The sequence below is a fragment of the Actinomadura sp. NPDC048021 genome, assembly GCF_040653135.1.
Classification (GTDB): Bacteria; Actinomycetota; Actinomycetes; order Streptosporangiales; family Streptosporangiaceae; genus Spirillospora; species Spirillospora verrucosospora.
This window is the reverse complement of sequence record NZ_JBEZJQ010000009.1, coordinates 143,852-159,435: the sequence shown is the minus strand read 5'-3', so window position 1 is coordinate 159,435 and position 15,584 is coordinate 143,852. Positions and strand designations below refer to the sequence as shown.

Annotated in this window: 13 protein-coding genes and 1 pseudogene; 8 read left to right on the top strand and 6 right to left on the bottom strand. The window is 73.3% G+C overall.

Features of this window, described 5'->3' with window-relative positions; genetic code table 11:
* Nucleotides 1–2: 2 nt before the first annotated feature.
* The 4 genes from AB0C87_RS17070 to AB0C87_RS17055 are packed head-to-tail and all read right to left on the bottom strand — an operon-like array spanning nucleotide 3 to nucleotide 6,219.
* Nucleotides 3–1,556 carry an FAD-binding protein gene (locus tag AB0C87_RS17070; protein WP_353831236.1) on the bottom strand — a complete coding sequence of 518 codons (1,554 nt, stop codon included), beginning with the start codon at nucleotides 1,554–1,556 and terminating at the stop codon, nucleotides 3–5.
* A complete protein-coding gene (locus tag AB0C87_RS17065; RefSeq protein ID WP_360578359.1) occupies nucleotides 1,553–3,226 on the bottom strand; it encodes a glycerol-3-phosphate dehydrogenase/oxidase in 1,674 nt (557 codons plus the stop codon). The genes AB0C87_RS17070 and AB0C87_RS17065 overlap by 4 nt, the downstream gene beginning before the upstream one ends.
* Nucleotides 3,223–4,752 carry an FGGY family carbohydrate kinase gene (locus AB0C87_RS17060; RefSeq protein WP_360578357.1) on the bottom strand — a complete coding sequence of 510 codons (1,530 nt, stop codon included), beginning with the start codon at nucleotides 4,750–4,752 and terminating at the stop codon, nucleotides 3,223–3,225. The genes AB0C87_RS17065 and AB0C87_RS17060 overlap by 4 nt, the downstream gene beginning before the upstream one ends.
* A gap of 30 nt (nucleotides 4,753–4,782) precedes the next feature.
* Nucleotides 4,783–6,219 carry an MFS transporter gene (locus tag AB0C87_RS17055; protein ID WP_345172174.1) on the bottom strand — a complete coding sequence of 479 codons (1,437 nt, stop codon included), beginning with the start codon at nucleotides 6,217–6,219 and terminating at the stop codon, nucleotides 4,783–4,785.
* 274 nt (nucleotides 6,220–6,493) lie between these two features.
* Here AB0C87_RS17055 and AB0C87_RS17050 point away from each other — a divergent pair, with 274 nt between their 5' ends.
* Nucleotides 6,494–7,117, top strand: coding sequence for a maleylpyruvate isomerase family mycothiol-dependent enzyme (locus AB0C87_RS17050; protein ID WP_360578355.1), 624 nt, complete (start codon nucleotides 6,494–6,496; stop codon nucleotides 7,115–7,117).
* A 26-nt stretch (nucleotides 7,118–7,143) separates the two neighbouring features.
* On the opposite strand, the pseudogene AB0C87_RS17045 reads toward AB0C87_RS17050, so the two are convergent.
* Nucleotides 7,144–7,278: pseudogene (locus AB0C87_RS17045) on the bottom strand (SAM-dependent methyltransferase); the annotation flags it as partial.
* A gap of 8 nt (nucleotides 7,279–7,286) precedes the next feature.
* Nucleotides 7,287–7,583, bottom strand: coding sequence for an SAM-dependent methyltransferase (locus tag AB0C87_RS17040; protein ID WP_360578353.1), 297 nt, complete (start codon nucleotides 7,581–7,583; stop codon nucleotides 7,287–7,289).
* A gap of 881 nt (nucleotides 7,584–8,464) precedes the next feature.
* Here AB0C87_RS17040 and AB0C87_RS17035 point away from each other — a divergent pair.
* The 7 genes from AB0C87_RS17035 to AB0C87_RS17005 are packed head-to-tail and all read left to right on the top strand — an operon-like array spanning nucleotide 8,465 to nucleotide 15,218.
* Nucleotides 8,465–8,920, top strand: a complete 456-nt coding sequence (locus tag AB0C87_RS17035) for a cupin domain-containing protein (RefSeq protein ID WP_345172183.1) — start codon at nucleotides 8,465–8,467, stop codon at nucleotides 8,918–8,920.
* The gene (locus AB0C87_RS17030) at nucleotides 8,917–10,200 is read left to right on the top strand and encodes a beta-ketoacyl synthase N-terminal-like domain-containing protein (protein WP_353831243.1); all 1,284 of its coding nucleotides are present in this window, start codon (nucleotides 8,917–8,919) and stop codon (nucleotides 10,198–10,200) included. The genes AB0C87_RS17035 and AB0C87_RS17030 overlap by 4 nt, the downstream gene beginning before the upstream one ends.
* Nucleotides 10,197–11,531, top strand: coding sequence for a ketosynthase chain-length factor (locus AB0C87_RS17025; protein ID WP_360578350.1), 1,335 nt, complete (start codon nucleotides 10,197–10,199; stop codon nucleotides 11,529–11,531). Before AB0C87_RS17030 ends, AB0C87_RS17025 begins: the two co-directional genes overlap by 4 nt.
* Before the next feature lies 1 nt (nucleotide 11,532).
* Nucleotides 11,533–11,811: a phosphopantetheine-binding protein gene (locus AB0C87_RS17020; protein ID WP_353831245.1), complete on the top strand. Its 279-nt coding sequence runs from the start codon at nucleotides 11,533–11,535 to the stop codon at nucleotides 11,809–11,811.
* Nucleotides 11,808–13,298, top strand: a complete 1,491-nt coding sequence (locus AB0C87_RS17015; RefSeq protein ID WP_345172191.1) for a methyltransferase — start codon at nucleotides 11,808–11,810, stop codon at nucleotides 13,296–13,298. Before AB0C87_RS17020 ends, AB0C87_RS17015 begins: the two co-directional genes overlap by 4 nt.
* 43 nt (nucleotides 13,299–13,341) lie before the next feature.
* Entirely contained in the window at nucleotides 13,342–14,046 is a 705-nt protein-coding gene (locus AB0C87_RS17010) for a TcmI family type II polyketide cyclase (RefSeq protein ID WP_360578348.1), read from the top strand.
* The gene (locus AB0C87_RS17005; protein WP_360578346.1) at nucleotides 14,043–15,218 is read left to right on the top strand and encodes a cytochrome P450; all 1,176 of its coding nucleotides are present in this window, start codon (nucleotides 14,043–14,045) and stop codon (nucleotides 15,216–15,218) included. The genes AB0C87_RS17010 and AB0C87_RS17005 overlap by 4 nt, the downstream gene beginning before the upstream one ends.
* The last annotated feature ends 366 nt before the right edge of the window (nucleotides 15,219–15,584 follow it).

The window sequence follows — 15,584 nt, the reverse complement described above, 5'->3', positions numbered from 1 at the left end:
ATTTATCCTCGGAGGTCCTCGGAGAACCCGGGCAGGCCCAGCTTCCCCGGGTTCATGATCCCGTTCGGGTCGAGGGCCCGCTTGACCGCCGCCAGGGTGCCGAAGCCGCTGCCCAGAGAGGGCCGCACGTAGGGGGACCGGAGCAGGCCCACGCCGTGGTGGTGGCTGATCGCGGCGCCGTGCCGGACGAGCACGTCGTTGGCGGCGTCCCAGGCCGCCCGGTACCACTCCCGCCGGCGGGAGCGTTCCACGTCGCCGCGCAGGGAGAAGTACAGGCAGGCGCCGTCGGTGTAGGCGTGGGACTGGTGCGCGGAGGCGCGCAGCGTCCCCGGGACGGCTTCGACGGCCGCGATCACCTCGTCGTAGAGGGCCGTGAGCGACGACCACGGCGCCGCGATCTCGCAGGTGTCGGCCACGAAGCCGGGCCCCTTGGCGAACCCGTCGCCCGACTTGCCCACGATCATCCGCTCGTCGAGCCAGCGCGCCAGGACCGCGTCGCCGTCCAGCGTCACCGGGGCGCGAGCCGCGCAGACCTCCTCGGCGACGGCCATCGTCGCGTCCACCAGCGCCGGGTCGCCCTCATCGGCGATCAGCAGCAGGTTGGTGTCCGGCTCGCCGAAGTGGGTGCCGCTCTCGTGCGCGTCGTACAGGCGCAGCACCGCCGGGGTCGCGCCGCGCTGGAGGATCTCGCGGCAGGCGTCCAGCCCGTCGGAGAACGTGGCGAACCCGTACGCCAGGCCCGACGCGTACTCCGGCAGCCGGTGGGTCCGCAGCCGCAGCCGGGTGATCACGCCGAGCGTGCCCTCGGAGCCGATGAACAGCTGCCGCAGGTCGGGGCCGACGGCCGCCCGGGGGTAGGTGCCGAAGCTCGCGGTCGATCCGTCGGGCAGGACCACGTCCAGCCCCACGACCATGTCCTCGATCTTGCCGTACCGGGTGGAGAGCTGGCCCGCCCCCCGGCAGGCCGCCCAGCCGCCGACCGTGGAGATCGCGAAGGCCGACGGCCAGTGCCCCGCGGTGGCGCCGTGGACCTCCTGGAGCTCCTTCTCGAACAGGTCGCCGAACATCCCCGCCTGCACCTCGACGATCATCGATTCGGCGTCGAAGGACAGGATCCGGTCGAGCCGGCAGACGTCCAGCACGACCCCGCCGAACACCGGCAGCGCCGCGCCGAGCACGTTGCTGCGTCCCGCCGACACCGTCAGCGGGACGCGGTGCGCGGCGCAGATCCGGACCACGGCGGCCACCTGCTCCTCGTCGGCCGCCTCGACGACCACCGCGTCGGGGGTGGCCGGGCGCCCGTCGGTCTCGCCGATGGACGTGCCCGCCCACCAGTCGCGGGTCCGCCGGACCACCTCGTCCCGGCCGGTGTGCACGGCGGCCGCAGCCGCCCGCAGCTCGGCGAGGACCGCCTCCGGCACCGCGACCGCGCCCTGCTGCAGGCTCGCCTCGCCGTCGCCGGGCGGGCAGTCGGCGGCCCAGCGCGGCGGCGTGGGCGCCCCGACGACGTAGTCCCCGCGGTTGAAGGGGTGGGTGATGGTCTGCCTGCTGATCAACGGTTCTCCTCCATCAGTACGGTCCGCTCCCGCTCCACGCCGGAGACGTAGTCCTCGATCTGCCGCCCGGCCTCCTCGTCGGACAGCCCCAGCTCCCGCTGCAGCAGCCGCGCGACCTCCGGGGCCGCCTTGACCGACAGGTCGCGGGCGAACAGCCGCATCCGGGTGCGGCGCGACAGCACGTCGTCGACGGTCCGCGCCAGCTCGCAGCGGGCCGCGTACACCACCTCGGCCCGCAGGTGGCCGCCGCCCTCGACGACCGGCTCGGCCAGGGAGGCGTCCTCGGCGATGAGATCGGCGACGAAGCGGGCCTCGGTGCCGTACCGCTCGCCCAGGTGCGCGCCGAGACCCCCCGTCGCCGAGGTGGCCTCCGCGTCGTAGCCCGCCCCGCCCAGCAGCGGGAGGCGGACGGTGCGGCAGCGCGCCTTGCGGCCGAGCTCCTTCAGCGCCTCGTCCACGACCAGCTCGCCCATGTGGCGGCTGGTGGTGAGCTTGCCTCCGGTGACGGTGACCAGCCCGTGCGCGTCGGTGGCGATCCGGTGGTCGCGGCTCATGTCGAGGGTGGCGCCCTCCTTGCCCCCGACGAGCGGGCGCAGCCCGGCGATCGACCCGACGACGTCCTCCGCGCCCAGTTCGGCGTCGAACGCGGTGTTGGCCCCGTCGAGGAGGTACTGCATCTCCTCCCGCGTGCACAGCACCTCGTCCAGCGGCCCGTCGTAGTCGGTGTCGGTGGTGCCGACCACGACCACGTCGCCCCAGCGGGTGCACGTGGCGCGGCGGGCGCGGCCGGGGACGGGCACGGTCACGGTCCCGTCGATCGGCAGCCGGGTCCACGGCACCACGATGTGCACGCCCTTGGCGGGACGGACGCGCGGCCGGTGGCCGGGATCCGACAGCGCGTCGAGCGTGTCGGACCAGACCCCCGTCGCGTTGACGACCACCCCCGCGCGCACCTCGACGTCGCGGCCGTCGACATGGACGGTGGCGCCGCGCACGCGGCCGTTCTCGCGGATCAGGCCGCGGCAGGCGGCGCCGTTGAGGACGGTCGCGCCGAAGTGCGCGGCGGTCCGCGCGATGGTCAGGGTGAGGCGGGCGTCGTCGGTGCGGCTGTCGTAGTAGAGCAGGCCGCCCCTGAGGCGGTCGGCGCGCAGCCGGGGGGCGCGGACCAGGACCTCCGGCACCGTCAGCCGCTGGTGGAGCCGCCCGATGCGCCAGCCGCCCGCGAGGTCGTAGGTCCACAGCAGGCCCTCGAAGGCCTTGGCGATGCGCGGGTCGAACACGCCGTCCTGGGTGAGCACGGGGAACACGAAGGGGAGCCGCTGCACCAGATGGGGGGCGTTGCGGCGCAGCCTCTGCCGCTCCAGCAGCGAGCGCCGCACCAGCGGCAGGTTGCCCTGCTCGATGTAGCGCAGGCCGCCGTGCACCATCTTCGAGGACTTGGAGGACGTGCCCGAGGCGAAGTCGTCCCGTTCCACGAGCGCGACCTTCAGCCCCCGGCTGACGGCGTCCAGCGCCGTGTAGCAGCCGGTGACGCCGCCGCCGACGACGAGCACGTCGAACCGCTGGGTCGCGAGCCGCTCGATCTGCGTGCCGCGGTCCAGCGCCAGCGGGGTGCGGCGGATCGCGTTCCTCGTCTCTGACCTCGCCTTGCGTTCGGTAAGCCGGATCACGACGTCGATTCCTTCGTTGAGTGGGTGGGGACATGGCGGGCCAGCAGGTCGCGCCATGCGGCGCGGGCCTCCCGGCGGTCGCCGTCGGGGAGCGCGGGCTCGAACACCGGGGCGGTGCCGAGCCCGGCCACCGCCGAGGCGAGGTCGGGCCACAGTCCCGCGCGCACGCCGCCGAGGTAGGCGGCGCCGCGCAGGCTGGCGGTCTCGTGGGCGAGGGCGCGGCGCACCGGCCGCCCGATCAGGTCGGCCTGGGCGGACATCAGGACGTCGCTGCCGGCCAGGCCGCCGCCGCAGACGAGGTCGGTGACGGGCCGCCCCATGGCCGCCTCCACGCCTTCCAGCAGATCGCACACCGAGTGCGCGAATCCGTCGATGACGCCCCGGGCGAGCTCGGCCCGGGTGGTGGACAGGCTCAGCCCGGAGAGGAGTCCGGTGGCCTCCGGCGCCCAGACCGGCGTGCGCAGCCCCGCGAGCGCGGGCACGAACCGCACGCGGGACGGCCCGGGGTGCTCCCCGGCCAGTTCGGTCAGCCGCCGGGGCGACTCGAACAGCCCGATCTCCTCGCAGAGCCAGCGCACCGCCGAGCCGGTCGTCGCGGCGAACCCCTCCAGGCTGAACAGCGGCACGCCGCGCGAGCGCCAGGCGACCAGGGTCAGCACGCCGGGCACCCGGTCGCGGTGGGCGGGCGGCCGGTCGCCCGCGACGGCGTCCAGGAACGTGCCCGTCCCGTGCACGCACATCGCCTGGCCGGGCCGGTGCGCGCCGAGCGCGACCATCGCCGCGTGCTGGTCGCCCATAACCGCCAGGATCGGCAGCCGCACCCCGAGGACGGACGGGTCGGTGGAGCCGAAGTCCCCGTCCTCGTCCACGACGGACGGCAGGATGTCGGGCGGGCAGCCGAGGAAGTCCGCCCAGGGCCCGTACCAGCCGCCGGTCCGCAGGTCGTAGGCGCCGGCCGCGACGGCGTTCGTCGCGGACATGACGTGCCGGGCGCCGCCGGTGAGCTTCCAGACCAGCCAGGTGTCGATCGACCCGAACAGCAGCCGGCCCCGCTCGTGCGCCCGCCGCGCCTCCTCGTTCCGGGCGGCCTCCTCCGCCGCCCACAGCAGCGGGGCGCGGGACCCGACCGGCCGCCCGGTGAACGCGGCGAGCCGCTCGTCCCAGTCCGGCTCCCACTCCCGCAGCCGCTCGGCGTAGCGGCGGTCCTGCCACACCACGGCGGGGCTGAGCGGTTCCCCGGTCACCGCGTCCCACAGCAGGACGGTCGCGCGCTGGGTGGAGATCGACACCCCCGTGATCTCCACCCGGTCCGCGGCGGCCCGCTCCAGGGCCGTCCGGCAGACCCGGACGGTGTTCTCCCAGATCTCCGCCGCGTCCTGCTCCACGCGCAGGTGGTCGGGGGAGCGCACCGAGATCGGCAGGTACGCGGCCGGTGCCGCGCCGCCGTCGTCGAGGACGACGGCGGCGCGGGTCCCGGTGGTGCCCTCGTCGATGCTCAGCACGCCGCGCCGGCGCTCTCTGATCATCTGCGAAACATTCCTCTCGTCAGCGCGCGCTCAGGCCGGCACCGTCTCGCGCCGCTCCAGCCGGATCGGCTCCTCCTCCAGGTTCACCGCGACGCGCGTCGGGTCCCACTTGACGATCACGCAGGTGACCAGGCCGAGCAGCGGGACGGCCGACAGCACCATCAGGCTGGCGCCTACCCCGAAAGCGGCCTGGAGCTGCGGGAACACGTACAGGCCCGCGACGGAGCCGAAGCTGCCGAGCATCCCGGTCACGCCGGTGCCGAGGGTGCGGATGTCGCTGCGGTACGACAGCGCCGCGATCGACTTGCCGTTCGGGCCGGGGCCGGCGGAGTGGAAGAAGATGAACAGCACCGGCAGCGCCGCGGCCAGCGCGATCGGGAGCTGCTTGAACGTCGCGCCCATGACCAGCAGTGCCACGAACACCACCGCGTACCCGGCCGCCGAGCTCACCCGCAGGCCGAGCCGGCGCCCGAAGTAGGCCGACAGGCATCCGCCGACGATGCCGACGGCGTTGAACGCCATGGAGCCCGCGGTCGCCTTCTCGAACTCCTTGCCGAACAGCTCCAAGCTGATCACCGGGAGGTACCAGCCGACGGCGAAGTACTGCATGGACTGGGTCAGGGAGATCACCGTCGACAGCACGGTCCGGGGCAGGTATGCGCCGCGGAACAGCACTCCCGCGTCCCGGATGCCGACCTGGTGGCGCGCCTCCAGGGCCTGCGGGGTCTCCGGCGGGCCCTCCTCCGCCCGCACCCCGTACATGCGGCGCAGGTTCGCCGCGCACTCCCGCAGCCGGCCCTTGGACGCCAGCCAGGTCGGGCTCTCGACCAGGAAGGCCATCTGGAGGACGAGCAGCGCGGTCGCGAAGACGACCGCCGAGCCCACCGACCATCGCCAGATGTCGGAGCCGACGTCGAGCTTGTAGAACAGGAGCGTGAGCGCGAGGTTGGTGGTCGTCGCCACGTACCAGGCGCCCTGCCAGAAGTTGAGCCTGCCCTTGAGCGAGGACGGGGTGTACTCGGCGAGCAGCGCCATCGCCACGGCGAAGTCGATGCCGTAGGCGACGCCCACCAGCGCCCGCCCGGCGAAGACGGTCTGGAAGTCCGAGCCGACCGCGGTCAGGACCGCGCCGACCCCGAAGACGACCTTCGTCATCAGCAGGGGCTTGATCCGGCCGATCCGGGCGGCGAGCCAGCCGCCGAAGGGATTGGAGACGATCGCGATGGCCGGGGCCATCGCGGTGAGCACGCTGACCTGCGTGGGCGAAAGATCGAGCTGCTCGACCATGGGGGACAGCCCCGCGCCGAGCGCCGCGTTGGAGTAGGCGTCCAGGAACAGGCCCGACAGGGCCAGGAACCAGATCCAGTTCGCTCGGCCGCGCAGACTGGTGAGGGTGTCGATGAGCCCGGCCGCGTCCGCCGCGTTGCGGATGACCGCCGTTCTCGTGCTCGCAGGGCCGTCGTTCATGCCCGCCGCCTTTCGGGGGTTGAAACCCTTGCCAGCGGTCCGGGAATGACAAAGGCACAGACGAAGACCACTGACAGGGGTGTCTTCGTCTGTGCCTGTCGGTTGACGGGAGGTTAAGCGGGGCCGATCCGGTGTGTCAAGCGCCACAACGCCGCCGATCCCGCCGCGAACCGGCCGCGAACCCGCAGGCCAGGGGCATCCGCAGGCGCCGCGATGAGTTCTCGCCGGGCCGCGGGTCTTCATTCCCGACCCGTTGGCGACAGGAGGAGAAGGCGTGGGAAACGATGTGTGGCCGATGGTGCACGCGGAGCGGGCGGCACTGATCGACGACCTCTCGCATCTCGAAGGCGAGCAGTGGGAGCGGCCTTCGCTCTGCGACGGCTGGACGGTGCATGACGTGGTGGCCCACCTGATCGACACGGCCCGCACGACCCGCCTCGGGTTCGTCGCCAGGCTCGCTCGGGCCCGGTTCGACTTCGACCGCCAGAACACGCAGGGGGTGGCGCGCGAGCGCGGCGTCTCACCTCAGGAGACCCTGGAGCGGCTCCGCCAGGTGGCCTCCCGGACGTCGACCCCTCCGGCGCCGCTCGACAGCCGGCTCGTCGAAGAGGTCGTCCACGGTGAGGACATCCGCCGGCCTCTGGGAATCGTCCACGCCTACCCGCTGGAGGCCGTCGTCAGATCGCTCCGTTACCAGGCCCGCACACCGGCGTCGTTCGGCGGAGCCAAGGAGCTGACGACCCGCCTCCGCCTGACCGCGACGGACGCCGGCCTCTCGATCGGAGACGGCCCGGAGGCGAGCGGAACCGCGCTCTCCCTGCTCCTGGCGATCTCCGGCCGCCGTGCGGCGTTGGACGATCTCTCCGGACCGGGCCTGCCCGCCCTGGCCACGGCCTGACCAGCTCCGCTCGGAATGTCCTCCGGGGCGCTGTCGGCCGTGCAGGTCGACACCGTCAGCATGCTGCCCGGAGCCAGAGGCTCCATGAGGCGGTCGATGATCCGCTGCACCTCGGCGTCGTCCGGGATGAAGTGCACGATCGCGATCAGGCTCAGCGCCACAGGCAGGCTCAGGTCGAGGGTGCCGCGCAGGTGGTCGGAACCGGCAGCCCCGTGCCGATGTCGAGGAACTGCCGGATGCCGAACTCGGCGGTGAGACGGCGGGTCGTCCGTGCCATGAAATGCCGGTTGGCCCGCATGGACTTCGGCAGGTGGGGCCAGTCGGCGACGATGTTCGCCGCGGCCTCGCGGTCGGCCGGACAGTTGTCCTTGCCGCCGAGAATGTAGTCGTAGACCCGGGCGGAATGGGGGATCTCGATATTCAGGTCCACCTGGTTCTCGGTCATTTCCGGCCCCTCGATCGTCATGACTGCCGCCCAAGATCACTCTAGGGGCCGTACCGGCGTCCGTCGCGCGGAGCGTCGGCCCGCAAACCGTCCTGGCCGGACTCGGGCTTCGCGCTCCGGCTCGGGGACGGATCCGGCAGGTGCCACGGCGCTGAGTGAGCGGCGACCCCGGGGGACGCCAGCACCGGGACGGCGGAATTCCGGCCGCTCATTCGTCGCCGAAAGCGCGGGCGAACGTCCCCTCGGCCGCTCCGTCATTGGGTATGCAGTCGTCATGAACTTTGGCGCGGAGACTCCATCTCGTCGGGTTTCATTCTCGCGATAATTGGTTCCTTGAAATTCTTCGGTGTTATGAAGGGGCGCTTGGGTCGATTCGTGCTCCTCGGGTCGTCAGCGTGTCCTCATGCGTCTTTCTCTCCAGGTCAGAGGCATTGATCCTCGTTGTCGCGAGCTGACGGCGCGTCGTTCGCATAACCGGCGAAGTGTGCCTCACCCGGCCAGGTGTGCGGCTGAGGCATGCGGAACAAAAGGCCCAAATTGGCACCCGCTCGGAGGCGGGGCGCCGTGATGGCGCACTCGGTCCGGATTTCAGAAGAACTGCGCTCCGAGGATCTCGCAAAAATCTACCTGTGACCTGTCATTGATCGTTTTCTGTTGGCTATAAAGAAGAGAGTTCGCGCGGTTCCCGGAAAGGAGCGAAGCCGGATCGTGCGCACGTGGTCTCCCGCGGCGGGAAGGCGCCGGCGCGACGCTCACCACCGATCTCCAGAGGCGTACCGGCCACTCTCGGCAGCCGAGCACGGCGAGAGGGGCCGCCGCCGACCAGGAAGGACACAACCCCCTATGAGCCGTACCCCCATGCTCCGCGGATCGACAGCGGCCGGAAAGCGGGGCCAGGGAACGTGACCGCGCTCGAAGCCGTCAAGGTCCGCGCCCGCGAGGTCGAACCGAACCACCGGCTCGGCGGCAGCGTCCGGATGCTCCTGTCGCCGGGCACGGCCCGGACGACGGCCGGCCTCATGGCCCTGCTCGAACTCCGGCCGGGGGAGCGTGTCAGCGAGCACTACCATCCGTACACGGACGAGCACGTCTACGTCTCCGACGGGCGCCTCGTCCTCACCGTCAACGGCACCGAGCACGTCGTGGACGCCCGGGAGGCGGTGCTGATCCGCCGCGGTGCCCGGCACCGCTACGAGAACCGGACCGACCGGCCGGTGACCGCCGTGCTCTTCCTCGGACCGCTGGCCCCGAGCCCCGACATGGGGCATGTGGAGACCGCGGAGCCGGCCGGCGACGGGCCCCCGCCCTCGGTGGACGCGCGGCCGCCCGCCGCCGCGGGCGAGCGGGAGCCGGCATGAGCGGGCGGCGGGCCCGCCCCGTGGCGATCACCGGGATCGGGGTCCTGACGCCGGGCGCCCCGGGAACGAGCGGTTTCTGGGAGACCGTGACCGGCGGCAAGCCCACCTTCCGCACGATCACCGTGTTCGATCCGGGGCCGTACCGGTCCCAGATGGCCGCGGAGATCGACTTCGACGCGGGAAGGCACGGGCTGACGCCCCGGCAGCGGCGCCGGATGGACCGCGCCGCCCAGTTCGCCCTCGTCACCGCGAGGGAGGCCCTGGCCGCCTGCGGGCTGCGGTCCGGCGACCTCGACCCCGCCCGCACCGGCGTGGTCGTCGGCAGCGCGGTCGGCTGCACCGTCTCGCTCGAACGCGAGTACAGCGTGGTCAGCGACAGCGGCCGCCTGGCGGTGGTGGATCCGGCCTACGGCTCCCCGCACCTGCCCGACTACCTCGTCCCGGCGTCCCTGGTCCGCGAGGTCGCCTGGGACGTCGGCGCTGAGGGGCCCGCCTGCGTGGTGTCGACGGGATGCACCTCCGGGCTGGACGCCGTCGCGCACGGTGTGGAGATCATCCGCGACGGCGCCGCGGACGTGGTGCTGGCGGGGGCGTGCGAGGCCCCCATCTCCCCGATCACGGTGGCCTGCTTCGACGCGATCCGGGCGACGTCCCCGGACAACGACGATCCCGAGCGGGCATGCCGCCCCTTCGACGCCACCCGGGCGGGGTTCGTGCTCGGCGAGGGCGCGGCGATGCTGGTCCTGGAGGACGCGGCGGCGGCCCGGGCGCGGGGGGCGCACGTGCACGCGGAGATCCGCGGGTTCGCGTCCCGGAGCAACGCCTACCACATGACCGGGCTGCGGCCCGACGGGGTCGAGATGGCGGCGGCGATCACCACGGCGCTGGACGAGGCCGGCGTCCCCGCGGAGGGCGTCGACTACATCAACGCCCACGGGTCGGGCACCCGGCAGAACGACCGGCACGAGACGGCCGCCTTCAAACTCGCGCTCGGCCCGGAGAACGCCTACCGGCTGCCGGTCAGCTCCATCAAGTCGGTGGTGGGCCATTCGCTCGGCGCGATCGGCGCGATCGAGGTCGCGGCGAGCGCGCTGGCGATCGAGCACGACCTCGTCCCGCCCACCGCGAACCTGCGGCATCGCGATCCCGAATGCGACCTCGACTACGTCCCCGGGACGGCGCGCGAGCAGCGGGTCGAAACGGTGCTCACGGTCGGCAGCGGGTTCGGCGGCTTCCAGAGCGCGATGGTGCTCAGCGCCCCGGGACGGTGGCAGGGATGACCGCGGACGCGGCGGCCGCCGAGGACGACCAGGCCGTCATCACCGGGATCGGCGTGGTCTCGCCGAGCGGGCTGGGCGCCGAGCGGCACTGGGAGGCGACGCTCACCGGCCGCATCGCGATCGGCCCCATCACCCGGTTCGACCCGAGCGGCTACCCGGCCCGGCTCTCCGGGGAGGTCCCCGGATTCGTCCCCCGTGACCACCTGCCCGGACGGCTGCTGCCGCAGACCGACCGCCTCACCCAGCTGGCGCTGACCGCCGCCGACTGGGCGCTCACCGACGCCGGGCTGTCGCCGTCCCCCGAGGAGTCGCTGCGGTACGGCGTGGTCCTGGCCAACTCGGCCGGCGGTTTCGAGTTCGGTGAGAACGAGCTGCGCAAGCTCTGGTCGGCGGGGCCGAAGAAGGTCAGCGCGTACCAGTCGTACGCGTGGTTCTACGCGGTCAACACCGGCCAGATCTCCATCCGGCACGGACTGCGCGGCCCCTGCGGCGTCCTCGTCAGCGGCCAGGCCGGGGGGCTGGACGCGATCGGGCAGGCGTGCCGCGTGCTGCGCAAGGGCGCCGACGGCGTGCTGACCGGGGGGTTCGAGGCCCCGGTGTGCTCGTGGGGGGTGACCGCGATGTCGGCCGGCCGGGACGCGCCGACCGCTCCGCAGCTGTCCTCCGGCGACGACCCGGCGAGCGCCTACCTCCCCTTCGCCGCCGGCGCGTCCGGCCATGTGATCGCCGAGGGCGGCGCGATCCTCGTCCTGGAACGCGGGCGCCATGCCCGCGCCCGCGGTGCCCGGCACCGGTACGGGCGGGTCGCGGGGTACGCCGCGACCATGGACCCGCCGCCGGGATCCGGCCGCCCGGCGACCCTGCGCAACGCCGCCGCGCTCGCCCTCGCCGACGCCGGCCTCGCCCCGGAGCGGATCGACGTGGTGTTCGCGGACGCCGCGGGCAGCGCGATGCGCGACCGCGCCGAGGCCGAGGCGCTCACCGGCCTGTTCGGCGCCGGCGGCGTCCCGGTGACCGCGCCCAAGGCGATGACCGGGCGGATGTCGGCGGGCGGCGCCGCCGTCGACGTCGCGACCTGCCTGCTGGCCATGCGCGACGGGATGATCCCGCCGACCGCCGACGTCCGGGCCGATCCGTCCTACGGACTCGACCTCGTCACCGGCCGCCCCCGGCCCGCCCGCATCGACCACGCGCTGATCCTGGCGCGCGGCGAGGGCGGGTTCAACAGCGCTCTCGTCCTGGCCGCCTGCCCCCGCGAGGCCCCGTCCGCGGCCGGACACCTCGACGAACGGGCTCCCCGCGCCCTTCCCGGAAACGACCCCAGGAGCTGACATGGCCGAAGACGGCCCGATAACCCTGCCCGACCTGGTCGCCGTCCTGCGCGCCTGCGCCGGCGAGAGCGACGGCGTCGACCTCGGCGGCGACATCGCCGACCACGCCTTCACCGACCTCGGCTACGACTCCGTCGCGATGATGGAGGTCTCCGCGCGGATGGTCGAGCGCTTCGGCCTGCGCCTCGACGAGGACAGGCTGTTCGACCTCCGCACCCCCGCCGAGATGCTCCGCTGCCTCAACCAGGCCGCGGCCGGGGACGGGGAGGTCCGGTCGTGACCGCGAGCACCGACAACCAGATCCTGGTCGACGCGCCCATGGAGCTGGTGTGGGAGCACACCAACGACGTGGCGGGCTGGCCCGACCTGTTCACCGAGTACGCCGCCGTGGAGATCATCGAACGGGACGGCCCCTCGGTGACGTTCCGGCTCACCACCCACCCGGACGAGCAGGGCAACGTCTGGTCGTGGGTGTCGCGGCGCACCCCCGATCCCGAGACCCGCACCGTCCGCGCCCACCGGGTGGAGACCGGGCCGTTCGCGTTCATGAACATCCGCTGGGAGTACCGCCGGCAGGCGGCGGGCGTGCTGATGCGGTGGAGGCAGGAGTTCGCGATGAAGCCGGACTCCCCGATCAGCGAGGACGCGATGCGCGACCGCATCGACCGCGGCACCGTCGAGCAGATGGCGCACATCAAGGCGGTCCTAGAGGAACGCGCCCGCACGGCCCCCGGCGGGTACGGGCCCGGCGACCTCCACGCGCAGCGCCTGCTGTACCTGACGTGCGGGATGCGGCTGGCCGCGGTGGTGAGCGCGCTCGCGGAACTCGGCGTGGCGGATCTGACCGCGTCCGGGCCGCGCTCCGTCACCGAACTGGCCGCGGCCGCCGGCGCCGTGCCGGACGCGCTCTACCGCCTCCTGCGCTGCGCCGCCTCCGTCGGAATCATGGAGGAGCAGCCGGACGGACGGTTCGCGAGCACACCGCTGGGCGACGGCCTGCGCGCCGACGACCCCTACAGCCTGCTGCCCCTGGTCCTGCACAGCACGCGGTCGTACGTGACGAAGCCGTTCGGGGCGCTGGCGCACAGCGTCCGCACCGGCGAGCCCGCGACGGTCCCGACGCTGGGCACCGACATCTGGCGCTACTTCGAGGACAACCCCGAGGACGGCGCCCGCTTCGACCGCACCATGACCACGCTGGGCCGCTGGGAGACCGAACGCCACCTGGACGTCGTCGGGCCCGAGAGGTTCGGCCGGATCGCCGACCTCGGCGGCGGGCAGGGCCATTTCCTCGCGGCGGCGCTGCGGCGCGCACCGGACGCGTCGGGTGTGCTGTTCGAGCGGCCGTGCGCCGTCAAGGCGGCGGCGGAGGTGCTCGAAGCGGAGGGGGTCGGCGACCGCGTCACCCGGATCGCCGGCGACTTCTTCACCGACCCGCTGCCGGACGACTGCGACGCGTACGTGCTCAAGGCCGTCCTGCACAACTGGCCGGACGAGCGCGCCGCCGAGCTGCTGACCGCCGTGCGCGAGGCCATCGGCGACCGGCGCGGCGCGCGGCTCTTCATCGTCGAGCACGTGGTGGCGGAAGGGAACGGATGGGACCACGCCAAGTTCCTCGACCTCGACATGCTGGTGCTGTTCGGCGGCCGCGAACGGAGGCCGCAGGAGTGGCGGCGGCTCCTGGCGCGGTGCGGTTTCGCGCTGGTCGGCCGTCCCCGGGAGGGGCACTGGACGGTTCTGGAATGCCGCCCCGCGGAGGCCGCGTGACCAGGCGCCGGTGACCCGGGCCCCGACGTCAAGGAGGACGAGCATGCTTCCCCAAGCCCCGCCGCCCACCCACCGGGCGGTCATGATCCGGAGGATCGCGCCCGGCGACCGGGACGCCGTCGCCGCGGTGTTCCGCGAGCACGACCGCACCGACCTGCCGCGCCGCATCGGCGTCACGCGCCGCACGCTGCTGACCTACCACGACCTGTACATCCACCTGGTCGAGGGAGACGCCTCGTTCGAGCGGGCCCTGTACGCGGCCGGCGACGACCCCGGGTTCCTCGACATCAGCGCCCGGCTCGCGACGCTGCTCGTCCCGTACGACAGGGACCGCCCCGCCATGCGCCAGGCCCAGGCCGAGGAGTTCTACCACTGGTCGGACGACCGGCCGCAGGCGACGTACCGGCTGCTGCTGGAGATCAGCGTGGACGAGGGCCGCGCCGCGGAGTTCGAACGGACCTGGCGCCGGATGGCCGCCGTGGCGGCCCGCCACCCCGGGCACGTCGCCCAGTCGCTGTCGCGCGACATCGGCGACCCCGGCACCTTCCACCTGGTCAGCGACTGGACCGACGAGGACGCCCACGAGCGCTTCCTCGCCTCACCCGGGCACCGGGAGCTCGCAGCCGCGCTCCGCGATCTGGACGCCAAGGTCCGCGCGACCCGCACGCGCATCAGCGCCTACCACCCCGGCCCGGCCGGGGACGGCGCGGCCGCCGTGACGCCCGGAACCGGGCGGGCGGAGCGATGAGCGAGCCGACGGGCCCGGCCGAACCGGGCGGCCACCCGCTGATCAACGACGTCCGCACGCCCGGCCCGGTCGTCCGCGCGCGGATGCTGTCGGGCGATGTCGGATACGCCGTGACCCGGGCGGCCGATGCGCAGCACGTGCTGTGCGACCCGGCCTTCAGCAGCGCTGCGACGTTCCTGCCCCGCGCGCCCGCCGAGCCGCGGGAGCCGGTCGGCTCCAGCAGGGTCCTGTTCGAGATGGACCCGCCCGAGCACACCCGGCTCCGGCGCGCGGTCGCCCAGGCGTTCAACCGCCGCCGCGTCGAGGCCATGCGGGCGGGGATCGAGGAGGTCGTCGACGGGCTGCTGGACGAGACGGCCGCGGGCGGGCCGCCGGCCGACCTGGTCCAGTCCCTGTGCGCGCCGCTGCCGCTCACCGACATCTGCGAGCTGCTCGGCGTCCCGCGCGAGGACCGCGACTCCTTCCGCGGCTGGGCCGAGACGATAATGGCGCTGCGCGGCTCCTCCCCGCAGGAGATCGACCGCGCCCGCGCCGCGATCCAGCGCTACTTCGTCGACCTGGTCGCGGCCAGGCGCGCCGAACCGGCCGACGACCTGGTCAGCGAACTGCTGATGGTCCGCGACCGAGAGGAGCGGATCACCGAGGCGGAGCTGGTCAGGCTCGCGATCACCCTGCTGATCGCGGGGCACGGGCCCACGATGAACCAGCTCGCCCGGAGCGTGTACGCCCTTCTGACGCGCCCCGAGATGTACGCGGCGCTGCACCGCGACCCGGAGCTGGTGGCGACGGCGGTGGAGGAGCTGCTCCGGACGGTGCCGTCGGTGCCGGTCGGCACGCCCCGCCTGGCCCTCCGCGACGTGGAGATCGGCGGCGTGCCGATACCCGCCGGAAGCACGGTGGCGGTGTCGTCGCTCGCGGCCAACCGCGATCCCGCCCTGTTCACCGATCCGGAGGTGACGGACCTCGGCCGCACCGACAACAGGCACCTGACGTTCGGCTACGGCCCCCACTTCTGCGTCGGCGCCCAGCTCGCCCGCGCCGAGATGCAGACGGCCCTCGCCGCCCTGACGCGGCGCTTCCCCGACCTGCGCCTGGCCGTCCCCCCGGAATCGATCCGCTGGCGGACGGACTCCCTCTTCCACGGCCCCGTAGAACTACCCGTGACCTGGTAACCCGGCGGGCGCGGCGATGCCGTGGACGGGCGGATGCCCGCCGAGGCTCTCGGCGGGCATCCGGGCGAGCGAGCCGTCGGGGACGTTCGGACCTCTCTGTGGAGGGCGTGTCACGGTCCGTTCGTCTCGGGGTTTCCGGGCGGTGTGATCTGCGTAACCGCGAAGCCGATCAGCGAAGAGGGCTCCCCGCGGCATATTCCCAGGTAAAACGGTAGGTTTTATCGAGAAAGCGGCCTCGTTCAGACGTCTGTGCAGGTGGGGACGGCTTTTTGGGGGGTTCACAGGGGCGGGCGCCGAGTGCATGCTGTGGGCATGAACGCAGCGGAGGTCCTGGTGGCGAGGCGCCACGTCGACCTCCTTCGCGTG